Genomic DNA, 21,530 nt, shown 5'->3' on the forward strand with positions numbered 1-21,530 from the left:
GCGCCCTGCAGAGAGGCCGCGCGCGAGGCAAACAGGGTCAACCGGCGGCCCGGTTCATTTGCCGTGAGGTGCTGTTGCGCCAGCGGGCCAGGTGCTGTTCGCAATAGCGCCGCAGCAGACGGAGCAGCTGTGTTTGCTCGTCGACCAGATAAAAGTGATGGCCCTCGAACATGTCCAAAGAGAATCCGGTGCGGGTCTCTTCCTGCCAGTCGAGCAGTTCCTCGACGCTGATGCTGTCCTGCTTGCCGCCAAATACATGGATCGGCACGCTGAGTGGCTCGCGCACGCCATACACAAAGCTGCCGCAGAGCAGAAAATCGGCGCGCAGGATCGGCAGCATCAACTGCATGAGCTCCTGATTGGCGATGACGTTTTCGCTGGTGCCCTTGAGCGTGCGCAGCCGATCGATCAGTTGCGCATCGGTCTTGGCGGCGACGTATTCGCTGACATCGCGGCGCACCGGACCAGCAGTCGCTGATGCGAACAGCGCCAGCGGTGCGGGCAGACCGCGCTCGCGCAAGGCGTGCGCCAGCTCAAAGGCCAGCAGCCCGCCCAGACTGTGGCCAAACAACGCATAGGGCTTGTCCAGCTCGGCGCTGATTTCGTCGGCCAGACGGTTGGCCAGTTGCACGATATCGGTCTGCAACGCCTCGTCCATACGCATGCCGCGACCGGGAAGCTCCAGAGGCCGTACATTCAGCCACTCCGGCAATTTGCGCCGCCAGGGGCTGTAGAACATCGCGCTGGCGCCGGAAAAAGGCAGGCAGAACAGCGTCAGGCTCACGGACGTACTCATATCTGAACCGTCCGTCTGTTGGCGCGGATGTGAAAGCGGCGTTGCGCGTGATCGAAGCGCATGGGGTTCTCCTGAGGTATTCCCTGGCCGCAACCGTGGTCGGGCCTGTCACCAATGAGAACGGATGGCGTCTGCAAATAATTAGTGGAGATGCGCGTCGCGAGAGCGCACCTGACGAGGCCGCACTGTTAAAGTGCGCTGATTGGCTTTCGCATTTGACAATAATTATCATTAAGGCTAATTTGTTGCCCCATGTGACGGCGCTGCCCCTCCTGCAGCCCTCCCCCTCAATTGTTCAAGCAGCAAGGTGAATTCCATGACGGAACACGTAATCACAAGTAAGTGCGACTCACCATTACTCCAGGCATTCGTCGACAACTACTTGCTGCTGGTCAAAATCGCGGCGCGCATCGTGGGTTGCCGGTCCCGGGCCGAGGACGTAGTGCAGGACGCCTTTTTCAGACTGCGCTCGGCACCTCAAGCCACGCTGACTTTCAAGGCCCAGCTCAGTTACCTGTTTCAGATCGTGCGCAATCTGGCCATCGATCATTACCGCAAACAGGCGCTGGAACAGAAATACACCGGCCCCGAGGCCGAGGGGCTGAATGTGGTCATTCAGGGTGCATCGCCGGAAACCTCGCACATCAACTTCTCCAGCCTGGAGAAAATTGCCGACGCCCTGACCGAACTGCCGCCCCGCACCCGATACGCGTTCGAGATGTACCGTCTGCACGGCGTGCCACAAAAGGACATCGCCAAGGAACTGGGCGTGTCGCCGACGCTGGTCAACTTCATGATCCGCGATGCGCTTGTTCATTGTCGCAAGGTCAACGGTGCCAACGCTGAAGCGTGATAATTCAGAAAGACAAAAAAAAATCCGGAGCACTGGCTCCGGATTTTTTGTTTCTACCTTGAATAGACAGTCGATCAGCGGCTGACCTGATATTCAGGCTGTACTTCCGGCATGGCCGAAGAGTGGTGGTTGAGAATCTTCCACTCGTTGCCGATGCGGTGGTAAAGGAACGAATAACGCGCCTGTACCTTGGTTTTCTTGCCGTCTGCAGCCGTCAGAGTGAAGGTGTAGACACCGTTGTCCGCAGCGGCATCAGGCCCCAGACGACGAATCTCACGGTAGTTGATCTCGCCAACCGGTTTAAGCGCCAGGAAGTGATCGAAGTAGTCTGTGATCTCTGCCGGAGTAGCACGTACCTTGTTGGAGACCGTAGGCTGCAAGACTGCGTCCTGCGCATATAACGAGGCGACTGTCTTCGAGTTACCGGTCTGCAGGGCCTTGTTCCAACGGTCAAACAGACCGGCGATTTCCTTGTCATTCACATTGCTTGGCGTCTCGGCCACCATGCGGTAGGTGTAGCCGGACGGCTCGGCAGCAGCCTGAACCATCGGTGCACTCACAGCCAGCAACAGGGCCAGGGCGGTCAATTTAGTTTTCATCGCTACTCTCCTACGGGGTATCTGTTCAGGGATTCAGTGAGTGCCACTTTGCCCTCCCCGCCACTGCGCGCCATCGGCCAACCGGGGTTAACTGTGTATGCCAATCGGCAGATAGGCTTTATCTCCTGATAAAGTTCTAATAGCGTCACTTCCGTTATGCCCGCGCGGGCATCCACCCTCGCTGGAGCTCCCCATGCAAAGCCCCCCCCATGACCCGGCAAGCGCGCTGGCAATCCGCAATCAGTATCGCCAGTCGCAAAGCCGCGCTGCTCGCCTGCGTCTGTTAGTGGATACCGGTCAGGAGCTGACCCAATTACCTCCCGAGGCCATGCGCCAGCGAGTGCTGCAGCGCGCCTGCGCATTCGTCGCCATGGACCATGGCCTGCTGCTGGAATGGGGCACCGACAACAATGTGCAGACCACCGCCAGCCATGGCAATGCCGACCGCCTGAGTACCCTTGAAACAGTTGCCGACCCGCTGGCCATCGGCCCCCAATGGCTGGAGCGCAGCGGTCCCGACTTGCCTTGTGTGCTGTTATTGCCGTTGCGTGGTGCCGACGAAGGCTGTTTCGGCACCTTGATGCTGGCCAACAGCGTAGGCATCAATGCCCCGGACAATGAGGACATCGAGTCCCTGCAACTGCTGGCAACGTTGCTGGCGGCACATCTGGAAAACAATCGGCTGCTTGAAGCGCTGGTCGTCAGAGAGCGCACCATGTCCGAACTGGTCCGCCAGTTGTTCACCGCTCAGGAAGACGAACGCAAACGCATGGCCTACGACCTGCACGACGGGCTGGCCCAGACACTCGCCGGTCTGCACCAGCGACTGCAGGGTTTTGCCGGTCGCTGTCCGAAACTGCCTGAACCGCTGGATGCCGACCTGCAAGCCATTCTCAAGCTGGCGCAGCACTGCGTCGGTGAAGGTCGGCAGTTGATCAGCGGTCTGCGACCAAGCGTGCTGGATGATTTCGGGCTGTTGCAGGCAGTCGACAAGGAAGCCGACCGGCTGCGTGAAGCGGGCATCGCCGTGCAGTGGACGTCGCGTTCCCAGGCACGCTTGCCCAGCCACCTGGAAATTGCGTTATTCCGCATCGCTCAGGAAGGCATCAACAATGTCTTCAAACACGCCGGTGCCAGCCGCGTAGAATTGGCGCTGGAACTGAGTAACGACAATGTTTCACTAAGCCTGGAAGACAACGGCCGGGGTTTCATCACCGAAAAGCCGCGTAACGGCAGTAGCGTTCAAAAGCTGGGCCTGGTGGCCATGCAGGAACGCGCCAGCCTTCTGGGCGGCCGCCTGACCTGCTTCAGCCGCCTTGAGCGCGGCACCCGGCTGCGCGCCATCGTCCCTTTTACCGCAGACAAGGCAACAACATGACTGACACTGTGCGACTGGTTTTGGCGGACGATCATGAAGTAACCCGCACCGGGTTCGTCTCGCTGCTGGCGGGGCATCCGGAATTCGAAGTGGTCGGCCAGGCCGCAGACGGCCAGCAAGCCATCGACCTGTGCCAGGAACTTCAACCGGACATCGCAATTCTCGACATTCGCATGCCAGTGCTCAACGGACTGGGCGCTGCGCGAATTCTCCAGCAGCGTATGCCGGACCTGAAAGTGGTGATTTTCACCATGGACGACAGCACTGATCATCTGGAAGCCGCGATCAGCGCGGGGGCGGTGGGCTATCTGCTCAAGGACGCCAGCCGCGACGAAGTAATCGCCGGTCTGCAACGTGTGGCCCGTGGCGAAGAAGCCTTGAACAGCACCGTCAGTGCGCGCCTGCTACGGCGCATGACCGAGCGCAACACCAGTGGCGCAGCCCTGCCGGAATCCCTCACACCTCGCGAACGTCAGGTACTGGGACTGGTGGCGGGCGGCTTCAGCAATCGTGAAATCGGCGAAAAACTCGGCATTACTACCGGCACCGCCAAGGCACACGTGGAAAAGGTCATCGGCAAACTGGGTGCCTCGGACCGTACTCAGGCCGCCGTGCGTGGCGTGGCGCTGGGCCTGGTGAGCCAGTCGACGAGCGAGTGGCGATGACGACAACCGGAAGCAGTCGCTGGGAAGACCTTCCGTTACGCGGCAAGGCGCTGGTGGCCATTTCTTTGCCGCTGGCGATTCTCATGTTCTCGCTGGTGCTCATCTATATCGCTGAACGCCAGACCGCTCAGGCAGAGGAGGATGTACGCCGTGTGCTGCTGGTGCAAGGCGACATCCAGACACTGCACACCCAGATCGCAGAAGGTGCGGCCAGCGTACGCGGCTACCTGCTGACTCATCAGGAAGACTTCCTGCCTGGCTACATCAACGCGCAGCCGCTGATCGGTGCGGCATTGGCGCGACTCAACGACAATGTGCGCGATGAGCAGATGCGCGAACACCTCAAAGCCATCGAGCCGCTGATCAACACCAAGGTCGACGGCCTGGAAAAACTGCGCTCGATGAGCATGGAAGATCAACAAACCGTTGCCCGCATTCTGGTCGAAAACAAGTACGTGCTCGACCAGCTGCGCGAGCGGATCGGCATCATGCGCGAGCGCGAAGACGCCTTGCTCGCCGAACGCACCGAAGCGGCGGCCGCTACCCGCGAACGCCTGCTGCGCTCGACCCTGCTGGCAGCCGCCTGCGGAATATTCGGAGCCATTCTTGCCGTGCTGATGCTGTCCAAAGGCATCGTCGCGAGGGTGCATCAGGTGCAACGCAATGCTCAGCGGCTGGCGCTCGGGCACCCGTTGCTGCCCCAACCCCCGGAAAAGGACGAAATCGGCCAGCTCGGCACCCGACTGGTCGAAGCCGGCCAATTGCTGGCCGAACGCGAACGCGCGCTGCGCGACAATGAAGAACGTTTGCGGCTGATCATCGAAGGCGTGAAGGACTACGGCATCTTTGCGCTGGACCGCAACGGCTATGTCACCACCTGGAACGCAGGTGCCGAGCGCATCAAGGGCTACACAGAGCAAGAGATCATCGGTAAGCACTTCTCTGTTTTCTACCTGCCGGAGGAATGTCCGCAACACCCTGACATGGCATTGCGTGAAGCAACGGTCAACGGCCGCTACACAGAAGAAAGCTGGCGCAGACGCAAGGACGGCAGCCGTTTTTGGGCCAGCGTGGTGATTACCGCCCAATACGATGGCAATGATGAACTGCGCGGCTTTTCCAAGATCACCCGTGACATCAGTGATCGTCGTGTCGCCGAAATAGCCCTGGGTACGGCCCGCGAGGAAGCCGAGCGGGCCAGCCGGGCGAAAAGCGAGTTTCTCTCGCGCATGAGCCACGAGTTGCGCACGCCCCTGAACTCGATTCTGGGCTTTGCCCAGTTGCTGGACATGGACTCGCCTGCAAGCCAGCGACCGCAAATCGGCCATATCCTGAGAGCCGGCCAGCACCTGCTGAAACTGATCAATGAAGTGCTCGACATCGCCAGAATCGAAGCCGGGCATGTGTCCCTGAGCCTGGAACCGGTATCACTGTCGAGCGTACTTGAAGAAGCGCTGGTGCTGGTCTCGCCGATGGCGGCTGATGCCAACATCGAATTGAAAGCGTTGCCGCAATTGCCTGACAAGCTTGGCGTGGTCGCGGACCGCCAGCGCTTGATTCAGGTGTTGCTCAACCTGCTGTCCAACGCCATCAAATACAACCGTCCCGAAGGTCAGGTGCGGATTGAAGTCGAGCAGTCGGACGAGCGCGTTACCGTGAGCGTAATCGATACCGGCTACGGAATTGCGCCAGAGCGTATCGGGCAGTTGTTCAAACCGTTCGAACGACTGGATGCCAACCCGAGCGTCGAGGGCACCGGGCTGGGGCTGGCGCTGAGCAAAAGCATGCTGGAAATGATGCACGGTACCCTGTCAGTGCAGAACACACCGGCTGAAGGCTGCCGCTTCATACTCGAGCTGCCACTTGTTCTGGTGCACGCCCCCACAGCTCCCCTGCCACAGACTGGCATGCCTGCTGACGCCGCCCCTGTCGCCCGCCTGCCTGCTCGCCCGGCTTATCACGGCAAGCTGCTGTGCATCGAAGACAACCTGTCGAGCATGGCCTTGATCGAGACGCTGATGCAGCGCAGGCCCGGTATCCAGTTGCTGTCGAGCATGCAGGGTCAGCTGGGGCTGGATCTGGCCCGCCAGCATGCGCCGCAGCTGATTCTGCTGGACCTGAACCTGCCGGACATCAAAGGCCTTGAGGTGCTGCATCGTCTGCGGCGCTTGCCGGCTACGGCCAATACCCCCGTCCTGATGATTACAGCTGACACCCGTGATAAAGCCAGTTGCGAACTGAAACAGGCCGGTGCAACGGCCATCCTGACCAAACCCATTCAGGTGCCGGTGTTTCTTGCCCTCCTGGACCAGTATTTACCGGAGCCAACATGACCGGAGATTTTCGCATTCTGATCATTGACGACCAGCGGCCCAACCTTGATCTGATGGAACAACTGCTTGCCCGCGAGGGCCTGACCAATGTGCTGAGCAGCACCGAGCCGTTGCGCACGCTGGACCTGTTCAACAGCTTTGAGCCGGACCTGGTGGTGCTTGATCTACACATGCCCGAATTCGATGGTTTTGCGGTTCTGGAACAGCTCAACCGGCGCATTTCGGCCAATGACTATCTGCCGATCATGGTACTGACCGCCGACGCGACACGCGATACCCGACTACGCGCACTGGCGCTGGGCGCACGGGATTTCATCAGCAAGCCGCTGGATGCGCTGGAAACCATGCTGCGTATCTGGAACCTGCTGGAAACCCGCGCTCTGTATAAATCGCTGCGCAAGCTGGTGCCGCCGGAAAACATCGAGCTGTTGCGCCAGCCAAGGACGCTGACGCAGTAGTGAGGCGTCTTTATTTGATGAGTGTCACCGGCACCGACACTTCATGGATCACCCGCGTGGCTACCGAGCCCAGTAGCAGGCCGCCAAAGTTGCCTAGCCCGCGGGTGCCCATGACCACAGCATCACATCCCAATCGCTGAACCTCGGCTTCTACCTGCTCGGCGACGTTGCCCAGCTCGACATGGGCCTGGAACGGCACGCCCGCTGCGGTCAGCAGCGCAATCGCATCATCGAGCACCCGCTTGCCTTCATTGGTCAGCCCGGCCTTCACACCCTCAATCATGTCGGGGGCCAGATAAAGGCTGTAATCAATGGGGCTGGCCTGCACATTGAGGATATGCACCTCAAGCGATTTGGTGAGGTCGCCAGACAATTCGATGACATAGCCCAAGGCACGCATGGCGTGCTCGGAGCCGTCGAAGGGAACCAAAACTTTGTGCATGTGCGCTTTCCTTGAGGGGGTATGCGATCAATATAATCCGTTGACTGGCAGGCAACCACTGCTGAACGGCAGCTTGTTGATTCAGGGCAATGTGTGCTGGCCTACACCTCTGCGACCGCAACACACGATGGGCTGGAGGATGATTTGATTTGACGAAGGCATTTATTCTTCTAGAGTGAGTGCAGTAGTGCCAGCAACGACCGGCAGTGGCGGTATCGGTCTCATGGAACGATCAGTCAATGACTGCCCATTGGAACAAACGCCTCTCGAAACAGGCCACGCTGCTATTCATCCTGGCTGCCAACGTTTTCTATATTCTGCCGTTACTGCTCGCCAATGCGCCCTCTGCCGAAGATGACCGGATCTCAAGCAATGCTCAGGGGCAATGGGCAGAGCAAGGATATCCACTTGCCACCCTCGCCTATCGCGCGCTGACCTTTACAAGCGGCGCACCCGAACTCTTCCCACTGCCACTGTTAATCGCTACAGCGCTGATTTCGTGGGCCATGTTCAAGTGGGTGCGTGACTGCTTTGCGACGCCCACAGTGATTGACTGTCTGGTGGTACTGCCGCTTTGGTACAACCCGTTCCTCCTGCAGAGCCTTTCTAGCCACTACGACGGCCCGATCATTGCGCTGGGCATCGCTTTGATCGTTTTCGCAATTGTTTATGACTCCCCCTCAATGGTCAGAAAACTGGTCATTCCAGGCCTGATGATCGCCTGCGCACTGGCGTCCAGTACAACAAGCCTCAATGTTTTCCTCGGCCTCTGTTGCGTTGAATGCATGAGAGCGCTGATACAGCAGCGCATTCCGGGTTTCATTGGCAGGCTGCTGATGATCAGGCTGACGCAGTTGTTGTGCGGATTGTGCCTTTACGCGACGGTCGGCGCATACGACTTGCTGACAATGGACAGTCATTGGCTTGCGGAAATAATCAGGCGGCTGGCCCTGCTCCACCAGAACGTGGGATTTTTGTTCAACACAGGCACCACCTGGCTGGCTATCGCGCTTTTACTGGTTGCGCTACCTGGTTACGTCAGCCACGTACTCAATGCATTCAGGCGACCGAACGGCGTTGCCCGCAAGGCAGTCGCTGTCCTCTTTTACCTGAGCCTGCCTGTTGCACTCTTGCTGCTGATTCCCGGAACAGCCTTGTTGGCAAATGATTTCGCCGGCCGGGCCGGAACATTGACGGGATTCTCGACACTGCTGATCGCGCTTTTTTTCCTGATCAACACGCATGCCTGGAAACAGCATGATGCAGTGCGTCTGGTGCTGATCCTGCCGGTCGTTTGCATGCTGTCCTTTTCCTATGCCTACGCCAGAGTGCTGATCCTGCAGAAAGAGCTCGGCACTTATGTACTTTTCAGCCTTGCCTACGACATCGACACCCTGCCTGATCTGCAAAATATAGACACTTTTCACTTCGACAGTCAGCCACTTCAAAACTGGCTGCCAGCGGCCAGCGGAACCTTCGAAAAACTTCCTGCGATCAAATACATCATGAATGTCGACGAGCGCGCGACACCTGCAAGACTGCAACGCGTTGGTATCACTCGCGGTGAATGGCTGACATCGCCATGCACTGCGCAGGACCTGACGTCCAGTGCACCGATAGTTGATCGCACGTTCTACAGCATTAAGGTTCATCAGCAGACCGGCTGCATCGTCATGAAAAAAATTACAACCCCCGATACTTATATCTGGGAACCGTAACCCACTTTCCGCAGCGACACTTCCCATGCCCCCTATCAGATGGCTGAGTCAAGCACTTTCCTGGCAACACTCATATTGGCTACTGCTCGGGGCAAGCCTGCTGTACATAGTTCCGTTTCTCATGGCCGACCAGACTTACGCCGATGACTACTGGAGGTCGCAACTTGCACAGGGTCGCTGGACAGAACAAGGCCGCCCCGGCGTAGACCTGCTTTATATGGTGCTCGGTTTTTCGTCAGGCGCGATCAATCTGTTCCCGCTGCCGTTATTGCTGACCACTGGCCTGCTGGCGGTATCCCTGACCCGCTTGGCGCATCATTACTTTAGCCGCCCTACCGCGCTGAACTGCCTGATTGTGTTGCCTGTTCTGTACAACCCCTTCTTCCTGCAGAACCTGTCTTACCAATACGACGGTCCAGGGATGGTACTGAGCCTGTGCCTGGCGGTGGAGGCACTGCTGCATTCGAACTGCAAGCCGTTGAAAAGCAGCTGGAAAGCGGCCTTATGGGTGGCTGCAGCGCTTGCACTCTATCAGCCGGCACTCAATGTTTTAGTGGGCCTGTACTGTATTGAGTTTATTCGCAGCGTCGAGGCGAGAAAGACGTTCAACGCCTTGTTCTCTTCACTACTGAGCCAACTGATCATCCTGGCAATGGGGCTTCTGATTTATGCGTGCCTGGCGATACCGTTCATCAAAGGCAGCCGCACGCATCTGCTGAATATAAATCAGGGTGCGCTACAGGAGTTAGATGACCGTATACAGTTTCTGGCTCAGCAAATAGCACTGCTCGTGCACGGTGAGTTACTTGAAATGACCGCCACGATTATCACCCTTGTTGCCACTGTGAAACTCATTTCCATCGCGACAGCCCTGCTGCAATATTCCGAGCCCCTCTGGCGCAGAGTGGGCGTGTTTTTCATATTTCTGGTCACCGCCCCACTGCTGATATTTCTTGTATCGGGTACAACCCTGATGCTCAAAGACTTCATCCCGGAGGCCCGAACCCTGACCGGTTTTTCGATACTGATTGTCGCAGCGCTCTATCTTTACGAACGTTCCTGCCCGCCGGAAACGCTGTTACCCAGACTGTTTATCGTCCTGCCACTGGCGGGCATGCTTTCGCTTTCGTTTGTCTACGGGAATGTTCTGAGCGCGCAAAAAGAGCTGGGCCAGCATGTTGCACGAAGCATTGCCTACGACATCGACGCGCTATCACAGTCGAGAACGCTGGAGCGTATACATTTGCGAGGGTTCTATTTGCAAAACTGGTTGCCCGCGGCGCAGTCGGCCTCAAACGTCTTACCGGTACTGGGTTACCTACTGAATACTCATTACCTGACGCTGCCGGAAGCACTGCCGAGAACCGGCATCATCAATGTCCATAAATATACCGAACCGCCAGTCGGTGAACATCTTCAGCCCCCGGTGCTGATCAGGCCGCTTTATCGCGTTCACCTGTCTGAAAATACGGGTTATCTGGTACTCAAAAAAATCACCGAGCCGCAGGACTATCATCCAGAGCACTGACCGCATCGGGCTTCATCCGTCAGGATGGATGGTATTGGTACAGCCAGCTCTCGGTTAACGTCTGCTCACCCAGCCGCAGATACAGACGCATGTCTACCGGTTCTGCACCTTCTACCGTCAGGTCGAATTGCGCCCGCCAATGCCCCGCCATACCGTCAGGCACCGCCTCAGTGAAAATATTGGAGAAAGTCCCTCTTGAGCTGGACAATACCGCTTCCGGAAACGTATTGAACGGCACTTTTTCCAAAGTGCGACCCTGAAATTCGACGACAAATTTCCGCACGCCTTGCGGTCGCGTCTGTCCGGGCCGGCCACCATTACCGAAGCGCGTCGCCACGCAATGTGCCAACTCACCGGGGTACGGCTCATCCGCCAGCCAGTGCAGACGATAACGCAGCCGGTAATCTGTTCCGGGGCCTGCCGGTTTTTCAGGCACCCACATGGCGACGATATTGTCGTGGATCTCATCGTCAGTGGGAATTTCAACCAACTGTACGGCGCCTTTTCCCCAATCGCCCAAGGGCTCGATCCACAGGCTCGGCCGCCGTTCATAATGCACGCCATCCAGGTAATGGCTGAATTCCCGATCCCGCTGCAGCAGACCGAAACCTCGCGGGTTATTGTCACTGAACGCAGATGCCATGGTTCTCGGCGGGTTGTTCAACGGTCGCCATATTCGCTCGCCTGCACCGGTCCAGATCGCCAGTCCGTCGGAGTCATGCACCTCGGGCCGCCAGTCAGCAGCTGTTTTCTTGGCCTGTTCGCTGAACCAGTACATCGAACTGATCGGCGCGATGCCGAACCTTTGCACTTCGCCGCGCATGAACAGTGCGGCCTCGACCTCCATCACCACCCCTTTGCCACGCTGTATGGCAAAGCGATACGCCCCACAGATACTCGGCCCGTAAAGCAGTGCATAGACAACGACCGAGTCGGATGTATTGCTGTCCGGCGATTCAAACCAGAAGTGAGTAAAGTCGGGAAATTCTTCCGCACGCTCGGGCTGGGCGACATCCAGCGCAATACCCCGTGCGGAAAGTCCATATTGATACAGCTCGCCAATGGCACGAAAGTAGGCAGCGCCGAGAAAAGCCGTCCAATCGTTATTACGCCAATCCAGTTTTTTCTGATCGCCTGTTCGACTTTCCTGAAAGCGAAACCCGGCAAAGCCAACACCCTGAGTCAACTGACGCGCAGGGCTGTCTTCGGGCATGTCGAAATACGCCTGATCGTAGAGAATTTCCCTGGCAGCACCCTTATCGACAACATAGAGCCGCACCGGCTTGGGGAAAAACTTCCCCGGGTGGAAAAAAGTGATCGGAAACTGGCCCGGTCCCTCCGCGAACAATGCGTACTCCGGCTTGAAGCGAATCTTGCCGTGAGCGTCGTAGTCCAGTTTCGCCAGTACCTCCGCCGAAAGAGTTGACGGCACAATGTACGGCTGTGAGGCGGCCTCTTTTGCGCGCTGCACTAAACGATCAAACGAAAAGGGCTCGCTATCGCCCATTTTCAGCGGCTCGTCAGCCTGTGAGGAAGAAGGGATACCTGATACGAACAACAGAGCAGATATCGAAGAAAACTCGAGAAAGTTTCGTCGATTCAACATGGTGGGGAGTGACCTGGTGGGGGTGGATCTGGTGGGCGGTAGACCTGAGCATAGATCAGCCCGCCAAAGCCACCCGTTCAGTTCGTCAGATTAACTCAATGCCCCTCGAGGAACGCCGCTGCTTGATCAAGCAACAGCATGGGATTTTCGGCCTTGTGTATATCAACCGACAGCAACTGACGGAAACGCCGTGCGCCGGGGAACCCCAAACCAAGCCCGAGCATGTGCCGGGTGACATGGTGCATATTGCCGCCGCTGGCAATATGCGCCGCAATATAGGGCCGCATCGACTCCAACGCATCGTAACGACTGATAACCGGCGCAGTGCTGTCGAACAACTGCTGATCCACCTGCGCCAACAGATACGGGTTGTGATAAGCCTCACGCCCCAGCATGACGCCGTCGAAGGTCTGCAAATGCTCGCTGCACTGCTCCAGCGTCTTGATGCCGCCGTTGAGTACAATCTCCAGGTCAGGAAAGTCAGACTTCAGTTGCGCGACCACGTCATAACGCAGCGGCGGAATATCGCGGTTTTCCTTAGGCGACAGGCCCTCCAGAATCGCGATGCGCGCGTGAACCGTAAAACTCTCGCAACCGGCCTCATGAACCTTGCCGACGAAATCACACAACTCGGCGTAGCTGTCACGGCCGTTAATGCCGATCCGGTGCTTGACCGTAACCGGAATACCAACCGCATCGCGCATCGCCTTCACGCAATCCGCCACTAACTCAGGATGCGCCATCAGGCACGCGCCGATCATGTTGTTCTGCACCCGATCGCTCGGGCAACCGACGTTCAGATTAACCTCGTCGTAGCCCGCCTCTTCAGCCAGCCGGGAACAGGCAGCCAGATCCGCCGCCGTGCTACCGCCCAACTGCAACGCCAGCGGGTGCTCGGTCTCGTCATGACGCAAGAATCGCTCGCGGTCGCCGTGCAGCAAGGCACCGGTGGTGACCATTTCGGTGTAGAGCAAAGCATGCTTTGAGAGCTTGCGCATGAAGTAGCGGCAATGGTGGTCGGTCCAGTCCATCATGGGGGCGACGGAGAAGCGACGGGACAGCGTGGTGGCTGATTGGCCAATGATTGCAGGGGTTTCGTGGTTTTCAGTTGTCATGTGAATTGATCTTTTATGCAGCCGCTCCTACCCGGGTTGCTACATTTTCAGCAAGCGGTTGCCACAATGTAGCAACCGACGCTGGAAATGTAGCAATGTGAGATGGGTACGATCACAGCACGTAAACGCAACGGTAAAACCACTGGTCTCACGGCGCAGATACGGATTGTCAGGAATGCGCGGCAGTTTAACAGGAAGGCAGGCTGTGGAGTGCAGTAGGTGGCTCAGGTCAAGGCCCAGTGGGGATAGAAGTCAAACTCTGCTCGATATCTCAAACGGTAACCGCTGGCCTTCGTGCTGATGCAGATCGGCGACCGGGCTACATTTTGACAGGCCGACACGCGCTACAGGTGTAGCCTATGACAGCTGTAAGCCTATCGGTAGTTCAAATGGTGCCGCGTCAGAGCAGTGGCAAGAAATGCACGAAACCAACATATTGACCTGATTGGATCTGACGCCGGAGGTGTATGAGCGGCGTTACGTATTTTTTAGCCAAAGGGCCAAAGCAAGCCCTCACAGAATACGAACGAGGCGCTGAGCTCCACTTAGAGCACAGAGCAGAGGCGATGGTTGGACTTGCAAGAGTAAGCTGAGAGGACAGTGGATTGGTCAAACGCTGCGGCAGCCGTCTCAGCACCTCTTCAGCCATTACAAACATTTGAGGCTGACAAGCCCATTCAGGAGAATCATGAGAAAAAGAACCAACAATTTAAAAACTGAAAGTATTGCCTACGTAAAAAAGCTCCCAACAGAGCTCATCGTGGGTTTTCTGCTTGGGACCATTCCCATTCTGGAGTATTCAAGCACGGAAAAAGAAATTGATGATGCCTTCTCTATGCTCTTGGCGCCCGAAGTATTGATAAAGCATTACTTCACACTTTTAATCCCCTACTTACTGGTGTGCGCTTTAAAATTTGCGCTGCGTTTTAGGTCAGACGCTGCGGTGGAAAGATTCCGATTCATCTACAAGGTTTTTGCAGAGGTTGGCGCAAGCTTTTTGACAATGCTGAGGACAGGACTGGGCGCACTCATGGGCTTTTACGCAGTCGTTTTGTTTAAAAACACCGTTCAACTTTTGCCTAACCAGCACGTCGAGGTTATTGGTTATATCATCATGACGTTAATGTTTAGCGGTGCGCTTTCCATAGTTCATGATTTTTTGGCAGCTGCGGGAAAAAATATCGACAATAAAAACCCGATCACATTGGGCAGTCGTTTGAAATACTGAGTCATGCTTGCCACGAAAGCTTCAGTAGCGCGACGAATAGGCATCTGAAAGACGCTCATTGAAAAACGACGAATAAAAAATGGCGCATTTGCATCGCCGTAGCGTGGGTCCATACAAGGGCCTTCACGCACAGACGCGCCGCTGGAGTAGTAAGCACTTGGAAGGCAGCTACCATTAAGGCAGTGGCACAGGAAGCAAAAAACAAGTCGGCAGAAACCATTCTTCTCATCAGCCGACGCACGTACGACAAAGTGAATAAAAGCATTTCATATGCGCTGCCTTTTGCCTGCTCAACCTTTGTAATTCCCTTCAACTTTTTAATCCTGCCCATTGTGAAATGGTACTCACATTGCGCTCTCAGGGAGTCGCCATGAACACTACTCAAGCATTCAGAAAACCACATGAACGCGTTGAGTTATTCGTCATGCCCAATGCGTGGTGTGAGGGAAGCGTGCTGCCAGTTAGGCAGTCCATGCGCCTAATGCCTATTTTATCGTCACAGCCAGGACAGACTATCTGCTTGGAGCGCATGAGTATTCGTTGAGTGAGGTTGTTACACTTATTTGGCTTGGAGAACACCTGGATTTGCAAAACTGCACAGTTGGTAACTAACACGGTAAGCGCACTCCATCTGTCGGGGGCTCACTCCGCATTCAGCGGAATAAACACCGCAAACGTAGTTCCCAGATCCGCTTTTGACGTCACTTCAATACGCCCGCCATGGGCATCGACGATCTTGGCGACGATGAACAAGCCAAGCCCAAGGCTTGAGTAGGGACCGTTGTCAGTCATTTTCTCGGGCGAGTAGCGATCCATCGGGTTGAAGATAAAAGGAAGCACGTCTTCGGGAATTGGACTGCCTGTGTTGTGCACGGTGAACTGAAGTGTGCCGTCAGAAGCTGCCAGCGTTACCTCGACAGGGTCGCGGCTGTTGCCGTGTTGTATGGCATTGCCAATGAGGTTCGAGAAGACCTGCTCCAGGCGATCACCATCAAAATTGCCAATGACCGGATCGTTAGAGGTCAGGTGAATATCTGCCTCTGGATTGACCGTACGCGATTCGTCAACGATGCGAGCACAGACGGCCTGGATGTCTGTCTGAGTCTTTTTCAACGGAATGCCGGGACCGATCTGTGACCGTGTGAAGTCGAGCAGATCGCCAACGATCTGATTGGCTCGTTTCACGCTTGAGTAGATCCTTGATGCCACCTTGGTCGGCCGCGCGCCCAGGTCATTGGTACGCAACAGCACGTCTGCACCCAGCAATATGGCACTTAACGGTGTGCGCAAGTCGTGCCCGAGGATGCCCAGAAAGATATTGCGCGAGGCCTGAACCGCACCGGTATAGCTGGAGATGGATTCCGCGAGAGCCTGATCTATTGCTTCGTTGAAGCGGATCATGTCCTCCATCTGCTGCTGGGTGTCCGAGGTCGCGCGCATCATCCATTGTTTTATCACGCTCGCGCGTAACGCTCGAAACTCCGAGACCACCTGATCAATGGTGAAACCTGACATCAAACGAGTGATCGCATGGCTTTTCGCAGCGCTGTCTTCTTGCGATACGACCTGGCCCTGAGATTTTTCGACCTGTTGCTGCGATGACTGATCAGTCCTCAAATCGGTGGCAATGGCTCGAAGCATCTGCTCGGCGTGATCTCTGAGCTCCTTGGTATCCAGAGGCTCGCCGAGCGTGGACATGGTGCGCGCGAAGTCGGTCCACTCCAGTACAATAGGCTCGATGTTCTCAAGGATGAAGCCCGATAACCGCATAGCAATTAAAACCCGAAAATGAACGCCGCGAATTGCAGATTCGTGGGGCGAGTTAAACACCAATTCCGATCAAAAAGACGGATACATTTGTTAAATGAATTTCACGCAGACCAGGAAAATATCGAGGCCCGGAGCTAATCGGAAAGCGCTTGTAAACGAGCCTGAACTGCGTCGTCAAAAATGATGTAGAGCGCCTCGGCATCGGCGGGACGCAGTTTTCTGCTTGTCTCAAGACTGTGAATGTATTCGATCTGCAACGCCCCTTCGGCCTCCAGGTCAGCGCGGGTGCTGGTTGCCTCGAGCGCTCTTACCAGATCACTGATAGCCCCCTGGACAGCCTTGGGGAGCCGTAACTGGTCAAGTTGTTCCTGCATTCGCTCAATTTCCGGGTTAAAACCATAGGGTCGGCAGCAGATCACGGTGAAGCGTGCAATGCAAGGCCATGAGCCCGATCATCGATGAGCTGAAGAGGCGGTGCGCCCTTCAATAAGGTTTTTCAGGCTGTAGGTCACCACACCCAGAATGATCAGGTCGTCGTGGTCAGTGACATGCAGTGGTGGATAATCCGGGTGTTCGGACTTGAGGATCACGACGTCGCCACGCATGTGCAAACGCCGACACATCTGCCTTGCGTTGAGTGAGGCGACGACGATGTCACCGTGCTCGGCGTACTGACTGCGGTCGACAACCAGCATGTCACCGGTGCGCATGCCGCCTCCCTGCATCCCTTCATCCTCGACCCTGGCCAGATAAACGTGCGGCTCACGGACCTCACAAAGCTCTGCGATAGAGACATGCTTCTCGACCACTGGCGACCTGGAACCGACGGATGACAAGGATAGCAAAGGGAGCTTGATGCCCCCTGCCGACAAAGGGCCAAGGAATGTGACACTCATGGGACGAGCCTTTTATGATTAACTGTATACATATACAGTTAATCGTTTATCAGGGGCCAGGTCAATCTCCACGACCTGACACATCGACAAATGGTGTGGACTCAACCCGATGCACGGTCAATGCTCGCGTACTGTCACGGCGCTTTGTCTTGCGACAACCGGGTAATCAGCGCCACTGTCAGGTAAAGCCTGGGCGCGATGCTCGACAGTTCGATGTACTCATCGTCCGCATGCAAGCCGGCCCCGACAACGCCCATGGTTTCCAGCACGGCAGGCTTTGCGCTGCCCGGTACGTAGGCGTAGCCCGCATCGGTGCCGAAGCGCATGGCGATCGGCTCGATACTGCGACCTATTTTTTCATAGAGCGCCTGCGCGGTTTTCGCCAGTTGCTCGGAACCAGGGTTCCTGGCCAGTGGCGGACGGCCTTTCTCCATGCGCAAGGTCACTTCGGTGCCATCAACGAGGGTTTTCTTCACAATCCGCTGACCGTCAGCGAGCACCCTGTCGCTCTCGCTCAGATCGGAGTAGCGCATGTCCGCCTCGGCCGAAGCGCTGGACGGGATGATGTTGCGCTTCTCACCGCCTTTGACAAGCGTCCAGTTGACGGTCGTACCCTTGCCCGGATCGCCAAGGTCCTTGAGTTGCAGCAGTTGGTGCGCCAGCTCGATGGCCGCGTTGCGCCCGGCTTCAGGGGCCGAGCCTGCGTGTGACGACTTGCCTTTGACGTCGAGGAGCAAGCCATTGATGCCATTGGTGGCGACAGTCACGGCGTCTTTGTCAGGCGGCTCATAGGAAAACACGTAGTCATGCTGGCGAGCGAGTTCGGCTATGACTTTCTTCGACCCGCTGGAGCCGGTCTCCTCGTCCGGGTTGAAAAGCACGGTGAGCGTGCCGAAATCCTTGAAATTCTGGTCCTGCAGCAGTTGCAGCGAATGCAGAATCATCGCAACACCGCCCTTCGCATCTGCCACACCGGGGCCATAGGCGCGTTCGCCGTCGAGCCTGAACGGGCGTTTCGCGGCAGTGCCCGGCCCGAAGACTGTGTCGTAGTGGACCATCAACAGAAAGGACCGGCTGCCATTACCTTTGAACCTGCCGACGATGTTGTCACCCGCAGAAGGGTCTGCCGGCGTGGTGGAAACTTCGGCACCCAATGCCTTGAGACGCTCCACCAGCATCGCGCTGACTGTTTTCAGTCCGGGTGCCTGACCAGTGCCCGTATCGATATCCACGAGTTGCCGGACGGTTTTGAGGTAGGACTGTTGTTCGGCCTGGGCTTTTTTCAGTAACAGATCAGATGGCAGCTCGGCGGCGATGACGCCCATGGAAAACAATGAAAAGCCGATTGCGGCAGTGATGGGGAAACGTCGTGAATGCATGCTGGTTCCTTCAGATCATCGCGAGTTGAACAGCATCTTTACCCCAATGCACTGCTCGACGCCACAAGCGAGTCTCATCAGACAAATATGTATAAGAATGTAACTGATAGTGATTAGCATTTAATAAAATGTGAAAAATTTGTTAGTCTCGCCCTCCGCTGCCGTCTGTCACGACCTGCCAGCCAGCACACCATCATCCAGGTGTCCCGCCACGTCCCAGTTCCTGCAGGAATTACCCCAATGCTTCGTCCGCTTCTACCTTCGTTGGCCAGCCTTGTGACTCTCGGTCTGTCGGCCGCCGCTCTGGCCAGTCCCGTTCAACTCGATCTGCCTGCACAGGCGCTTTCCAGATCGCTCGCACAGCTGAGCCAAGCGAGCGGTATGCAGATATCAGTGGATGACAAATTGATTGCAAGCAAGCAGGCTCCAGCCATTAGCGGCAGCCTGGAACCGGCTCAGGCATTGAATCAGCTACTGTTGGGCAGCGGCCTAGATACGCAGGTACAGGGCAATGCTGTGAGGGTGTTCCAGCCATCGAGCGGTGGCTCGATGACGCTGGGCAACGTGGACATCAGCGCTCAGGCGGGCATTGCAGGAATGGCCACCACAGAAGGCAGCGGTTCGTACACCACGGGCTCGATGAGCAGCGCGACCGGGTTGCCCCTTTCGATTCGCGAGACGCCGCAGTCGGTAAGCGTGATCACTCGCCAGCGAATTGAAGATCAGGGCATGAACGACCTCAATGATGTCGTCAAATATGCACCCGGCGTGACGCTGCGCAAATTCGGCTCGGACCGTCAGCAGTTTCTGGCGCGCGGCTTTACCATCGATAACCTGATGTATGACGGTCTGCCGACCATCGTCAGCACCTTTACACTGGACACCATCTCCGGTGCTGACCTGGCCTTGTACGACCGCGTTGAAGTGGTACGCGGCGCTACGGGGCTGATGACCGGTGCAGGCAGCCCCTCGGCGACACTCAATCTGATTCGCAAGCGCCCTACTGCTACCCCGCAAGTCAGCGTGACCACCAGCGCCGGGAGCTGGGACCGCTACCGCACCGAGGTGGACGCGTCGAACAGGCTCAACGATTCCGGTACGTTACGTGGCCGGGTGGTGGCAGCCTATGAAACGGGCAACAGTTTTGTCGATGAGCGCGATAAAGAGCGTCAGACGTTCTATGGCGTTCTGGAAGCCGACCTTAACGAGTCGACCACCTGGACCATCGGGGCCTCGAAGCAGCGCGATGATGCAACGTCGGACTGGGGCAGCCTGCCATCCGGCCCTAACGGTGAAAACCTTCACCTGCCACGTTCCACCTTCCTCAGTAACGACTGGGCGTATTGGGACAGGGAAAACGTCAGTGTTTTCACGGACCTGACTCATCGCTTCGACAACGGCTGGAGCAGCAAACTTGCGGCGACCAGAATATGGGCTGAATCCGACATGTACTCCAACTACCTGACCGCCAGTGGCACCGGTTACGGCCAGGCGGCTGGCGAGTACGACACCACAGACGTGCAGACCAGTGTGGATGGTTCGCTGTCCGGTCCATTCCAGCTGTTTGGCCGGCAGCACGAGCTGATGCTCGGCGTCAGTCGGCGCGAAGAAAAGTTTGATCAGAAAGGCGGCTTTTACGGCTCCACACCGGTCGATATCTACACCTTCAACCCCAATCTCATTGCAAAACCGGACCCTGCCACGCGTACCGCTTACGTCAATCAGAACACCGCCACCGAGGAAGGCGTCTACGCCGCCGCACGTTTCAACCCGATTGATCAATTGCACGTTATCGTCGGCAGCCGGGTAAGCTGGTACGACTATCAGAATCGTTCGGCCAGCAATGGTGACTACAAAGTCATTCGTGAGGTCACGCCTTATGCCGGCATCGTCTATGACCTGAACGATACCTACTCGGCCTACGCAAGCTATACCGAGATCTTCAAGCCGCAGAACCAGCTGGACGTGGGAGGCGGCGTATTGGACCCGATGACGGGCGAAAGTTACGAAATTGGCCTGAAAGGCGAATACTTCGACGGTGGTCTGAACGCATCGCTGGCAGTCTTCGACATGACCCAGGAAAACCGCGCGTACGCCATCGTCAATCCGCCAGTCACTTGCCAGCAGCAGAATCGCGTCTGCTACGAAGCAGCCGGTGAAGTGCGCAGCCGAGGGATCGACGCAGAAATCAGCGGCCAGCTGACACCTGACTGGCAAGCGTCGGCCTCCTACACACTGGTGCTGAGCCAGTACGTCAAAGACCGGACCAATGACAAGGGCAACCTGTTTGCGCCCAATCAACCGAAACACCTATTCAAGGCAGCAACGTCCTATCACCTGCCCGGCAACCTGAACAAATGGCGCGTGGGTGCCGACGTTCTGGCGCAAAGCGAGACGTACAACCGGGTCGGCACCGGTCACTCCGAGCAGGACGCCTATGCGGTTGTGGGACTGATGGCAGGCTACCGCTTCGACGAGCACTGGGACGCGCGGGTCAACCTCAACAACGTATTCGACGAAAAATACTGGCAGGGCATTCCTCTCGCGACCGGTAGCGGCGTTTACGGTGACCCGCGCAACCTGATGGTCTCGCTGAAGTGGTCGCTCTGACTCTTGCACGCTGCAAGCTACCTGATAGCCGTTAAATTCACATCAAGGGAACAAGCAGTGCGTGCGAGGCTCAAAAACAGTCTCGACAAAGGTATTCACGACAATGCCGTCCCTCAGGGCCTATCATCGGCAGCAGGAAACGCTGCGGCCTTGAGT

General features: G+C 56.9%; 19 protein-coding genes. 9 read left to right on the top strand and 10 right to left on the bottom strand.

Going from position 1 to position 21,530, the window contains the following annotated elements; genetic code table 11:
- Positions 1 to 37: 37 nt before the first annotated feature.
- Positions 38 to 796 carry a thioesterase II family protein gene (locus RYA97_RS04180; RefSeq protein ID WP_005746812.1) on the bottom strand — a complete coding sequence of 253 codons (759 nt, stop codon included), beginning with the start codon at positions 794 to 796 and terminating at the stop codon, positions 38 to 40.
- A 316-nt stretch (positions 797 to 1,112) separates the two neighbouring features.
- On the opposite strand from RYA97_RS04180, the gene RYA97_RS04185 reads away from it, so the two are divergent.
- Positions 1,113 to 1,649 carry an RNA polymerase factor sigma-70 gene (locus RYA97_RS04185; RefSeq protein WP_002552913.1) on the top strand — a complete coding sequence of 179 codons (537 nt, stop codon included), beginning with the start codon at positions 1,113 to 1,115 and terminating at the stop codon, positions 1,647 to 1,649.
- Positions 1,650 to 1,723: 74 nt separating this feature from the next.
- On the opposite strand, the gene RYA97_RS04190 is transcribed toward RYA97_RS04185, so the two are convergent.
- Positions 1,724 to 2,248 (bottom strand): SgcJ/EcaC family oxidoreductase, encoded by a 525-nt coding sequence (locus RYA97_RS04190; RefSeq protein WP_002552912.1) that lies wholly within the window; start codon positions 2,246 to 2,248, stop codon positions 1,724 to 1,726.
- 193 nt (positions 2,249 to 2,441) lie between these two features.
- On the opposite strand from RYA97_RS04190, the gene RYA97_RS04195 reads away from it, so the two are divergent.
- Genes RYA97_RS04195 through RYA97_RS04210 form a run of 4 tightly spaced genes read left to right on the top strand, consistent with a single transcriptional unit; the run spans position 2,442 to position 7,082 of the window.
- A complete protein-coding gene (locus RYA97_RS04195; RefSeq protein ID WP_117140006.1) occupies positions 2,442 to 3,626 on the top strand; it encodes a sensor histidine kinase in 1,185 nt (394 codons plus the stop codon).
- Complete coding sequence (locus RYA97_RS04200; RefSeq protein WP_002552911.1) at positions 3,623 to 4,291, top strand: response regulator; 669 nt, start codon at positions 3,623 to 3,625, stop codon at positions 4,289 to 4,291. Before RYA97_RS04195 ends, RYA97_RS04200 begins: the two co-directional genes overlap by 4 nt.
- On the top strand, positions 4,288 to 6,624 hold the full coding sequence (locus RYA97_RS04205; protein WP_005734075.1) for an ATP-binding protein: 2,337 nt from the start codon (positions 4,288 to 4,290) through the stop codon (positions 6,622 to 6,624). Before RYA97_RS04200 ends, RYA97_RS04205 begins: the two co-directional genes overlap by 4 nt.
- Positions 6,621 to 7,082 (top strand): response regulator, encoded by a 462-nt coding sequence (locus tag RYA97_RS04210; protein ID WP_005746808.1) that lies wholly within the window; start codon positions 6,621 to 6,623, stop codon positions 7,080 to 7,082. Before RYA97_RS04205 ends, RYA97_RS04210 begins: the two co-directional genes overlap by 4 nt.
- Positions 7,083 to 7,092: 10 nt before the next feature.
- Here RYA97_RS04210 and RYA97_RS04215 read toward each other — a convergent pair whose 3' ends face one another.
- Positions 7,093 to 7,524: a universal stress protein gene (locus tag RYA97_RS04215; protein ID WP_005782898.1), complete on the bottom strand. Its 432-nt coding sequence runs from the start codon at positions 7,522 to 7,524 to the stop codon at positions 7,093 to 7,095.
- 239 nt (positions 7,525 to 7,763) lie between these two features.
- Between RYA97_RS04215 and RYA97_RS04220 the strand changes: the two genes are divergently transcribed.
- Entirely contained in the window at positions 7,764 to 9,242 is a 1,479-nt protein-coding gene (locus RYA97_RS04220; protein ID WP_117140005.1) for a glucosyltransferase domain-containing protein, read from the top strand.
- Between the two features lie 121 nt (positions 9,243 to 9,363).
- On the top strand, positions 9,364 to 10,770 hold the full coding sequence (locus RYA97_RS04225; protein ID WP_117140004.1) for a glucosyltransferase domain-containing protein: 1,407 nt from the start codon (positions 9,364 to 9,366) through the stop codon (positions 10,768 to 10,770).
- A 19-nt stretch (positions 10,771 to 10,789) separates the two neighbouring features.
- Here RYA97_RS04225 and RYA97_RS04230 read toward each other — a convergent pair whose 3' ends face one another.
- Positions 10,790 to 12,277, bottom strand: coding sequence for a glucan biosynthesis protein (locus RYA97_RS04230; RefSeq protein ID WP_016982467.1), 1,488 nt, complete (start codon positions 12,275 to 12,277; stop codon positions 10,790 to 10,792).
- A 194-nt stretch (positions 12,278 to 12,471) separates the two neighbouring features.
- Positions 12,472 to 13,491, bottom strand: a complete 1,020-nt coding sequence (gene dusA, locus RYA97_RS04235) for a tRNA dihydrouridine(20/20a) synthase DusA (protein WP_117140003.1) — start codon at positions 13,489 to 13,491, stop codon at positions 12,472 to 12,474.
- Positions 13,492 to 14,179: 688 nt separating this feature from the next.
- On the opposite strand from dusA, the gene RYA97_RS04240 reads away from it, so the two are divergent.
- Positions 14,180 to 14,719, top strand: coding sequence for a hypothetical protein (locus RYA97_RS04240; RefSeq protein WP_117140002.1), 540 nt, complete (start codon positions 14,180 to 14,182; stop codon positions 14,717 to 14,719).
- 55 nt (positions 14,720 to 14,774) lie between these two features.
- Here the strand turns inward: RYA97_RS04240 and RYA97_RS04245 are convergent, their stop codons facing one another.
- The 5 genes from RYA97_RS04245 to RYA97_RS04265 form a co-directional block, all read right to left on the bottom strand.
- A complete protein-coding gene (locus RYA97_RS04245; protein WP_157973373.1) occupies positions 14,775 to 15,032 on the bottom strand; it encodes a hypothetical protein in 258 nt (85 codons plus the stop codon).
- A gap of 329 nt (positions 15,033 to 15,361) precedes the next feature.
- Positions 15,362 to 16,489: a sensor histidine kinase gene (locus RYA97_RS04250; protein WP_162882930.1), complete on the bottom strand. Its 1,128-nt coding sequence runs from the start codon at positions 16,487 to 16,489 to the stop codon at positions 15,362 to 15,364.
- A gap of 134 nt (positions 16,490 to 16,623) precedes the next feature.
- Positions 16,624 to 16,863 (bottom strand): hypothetical protein, encoded by a 240-nt coding sequence (locus tag RYA97_RS04255; RefSeq protein ID WP_117140000.1) that lies wholly within the window; start codon positions 16,861 to 16,863, stop codon positions 16,624 to 16,626.
- A 78-nt stretch (positions 16,864 to 16,941) separates the two neighbouring features.
- Positions 16,942 to 17,385, bottom strand: a complete 444-nt coding sequence (locus RYA97_RS04260) for a LexA family protein (protein WP_117139999.1) — start codon at positions 17,383 to 17,385, stop codon at positions 16,942 to 16,944.
- Positions 17,386 to 17,519: 134 nt separating this feature from the next.
- The gene (locus RYA97_RS04265; protein WP_316886693.1) at positions 17,520 to 18,764 is read right to left on the bottom strand and encodes a M20/M25/M40 family metallo-hydrolase; all 1,245 of its coding nucleotides are present in this window, start codon (positions 18,762 to 18,764) and stop codon (positions 17,520 to 17,522) included.
- Between the two features lie 240 nt (positions 18,765 to 19,004).
- Here RYA97_RS04265 and RYA97_RS04270 point away from each other — a divergent pair, with 240 nt between their 5' ends.
- Positions 19,005 to 21,374: a TonB-dependent siderophore receptor gene (locus tag RYA97_RS04270; RefSeq protein ID WP_117139997.1), complete on the top strand. Its 2,370-nt coding sequence runs from the start codon at positions 19,005 to 19,007 to the stop codon at positions 21,372 to 21,374.
- The last annotated feature ends 156 nt before the right edge of the window (positions 21,375 to 21,530 follow it).

The sequence above is a fragment of the Pseudomonas syringae group sp. 26L6 genome (genome assembly GCF_032587815.1).
In the GTDB taxonomy this organism is placed as follows: domain Bacteria; phylum Pseudomonadota; class Gammaproteobacteria; order Pseudomonadales; family Pseudomonadaceae; genus Aquipseudomonas; species Aquipseudomonas amygdali.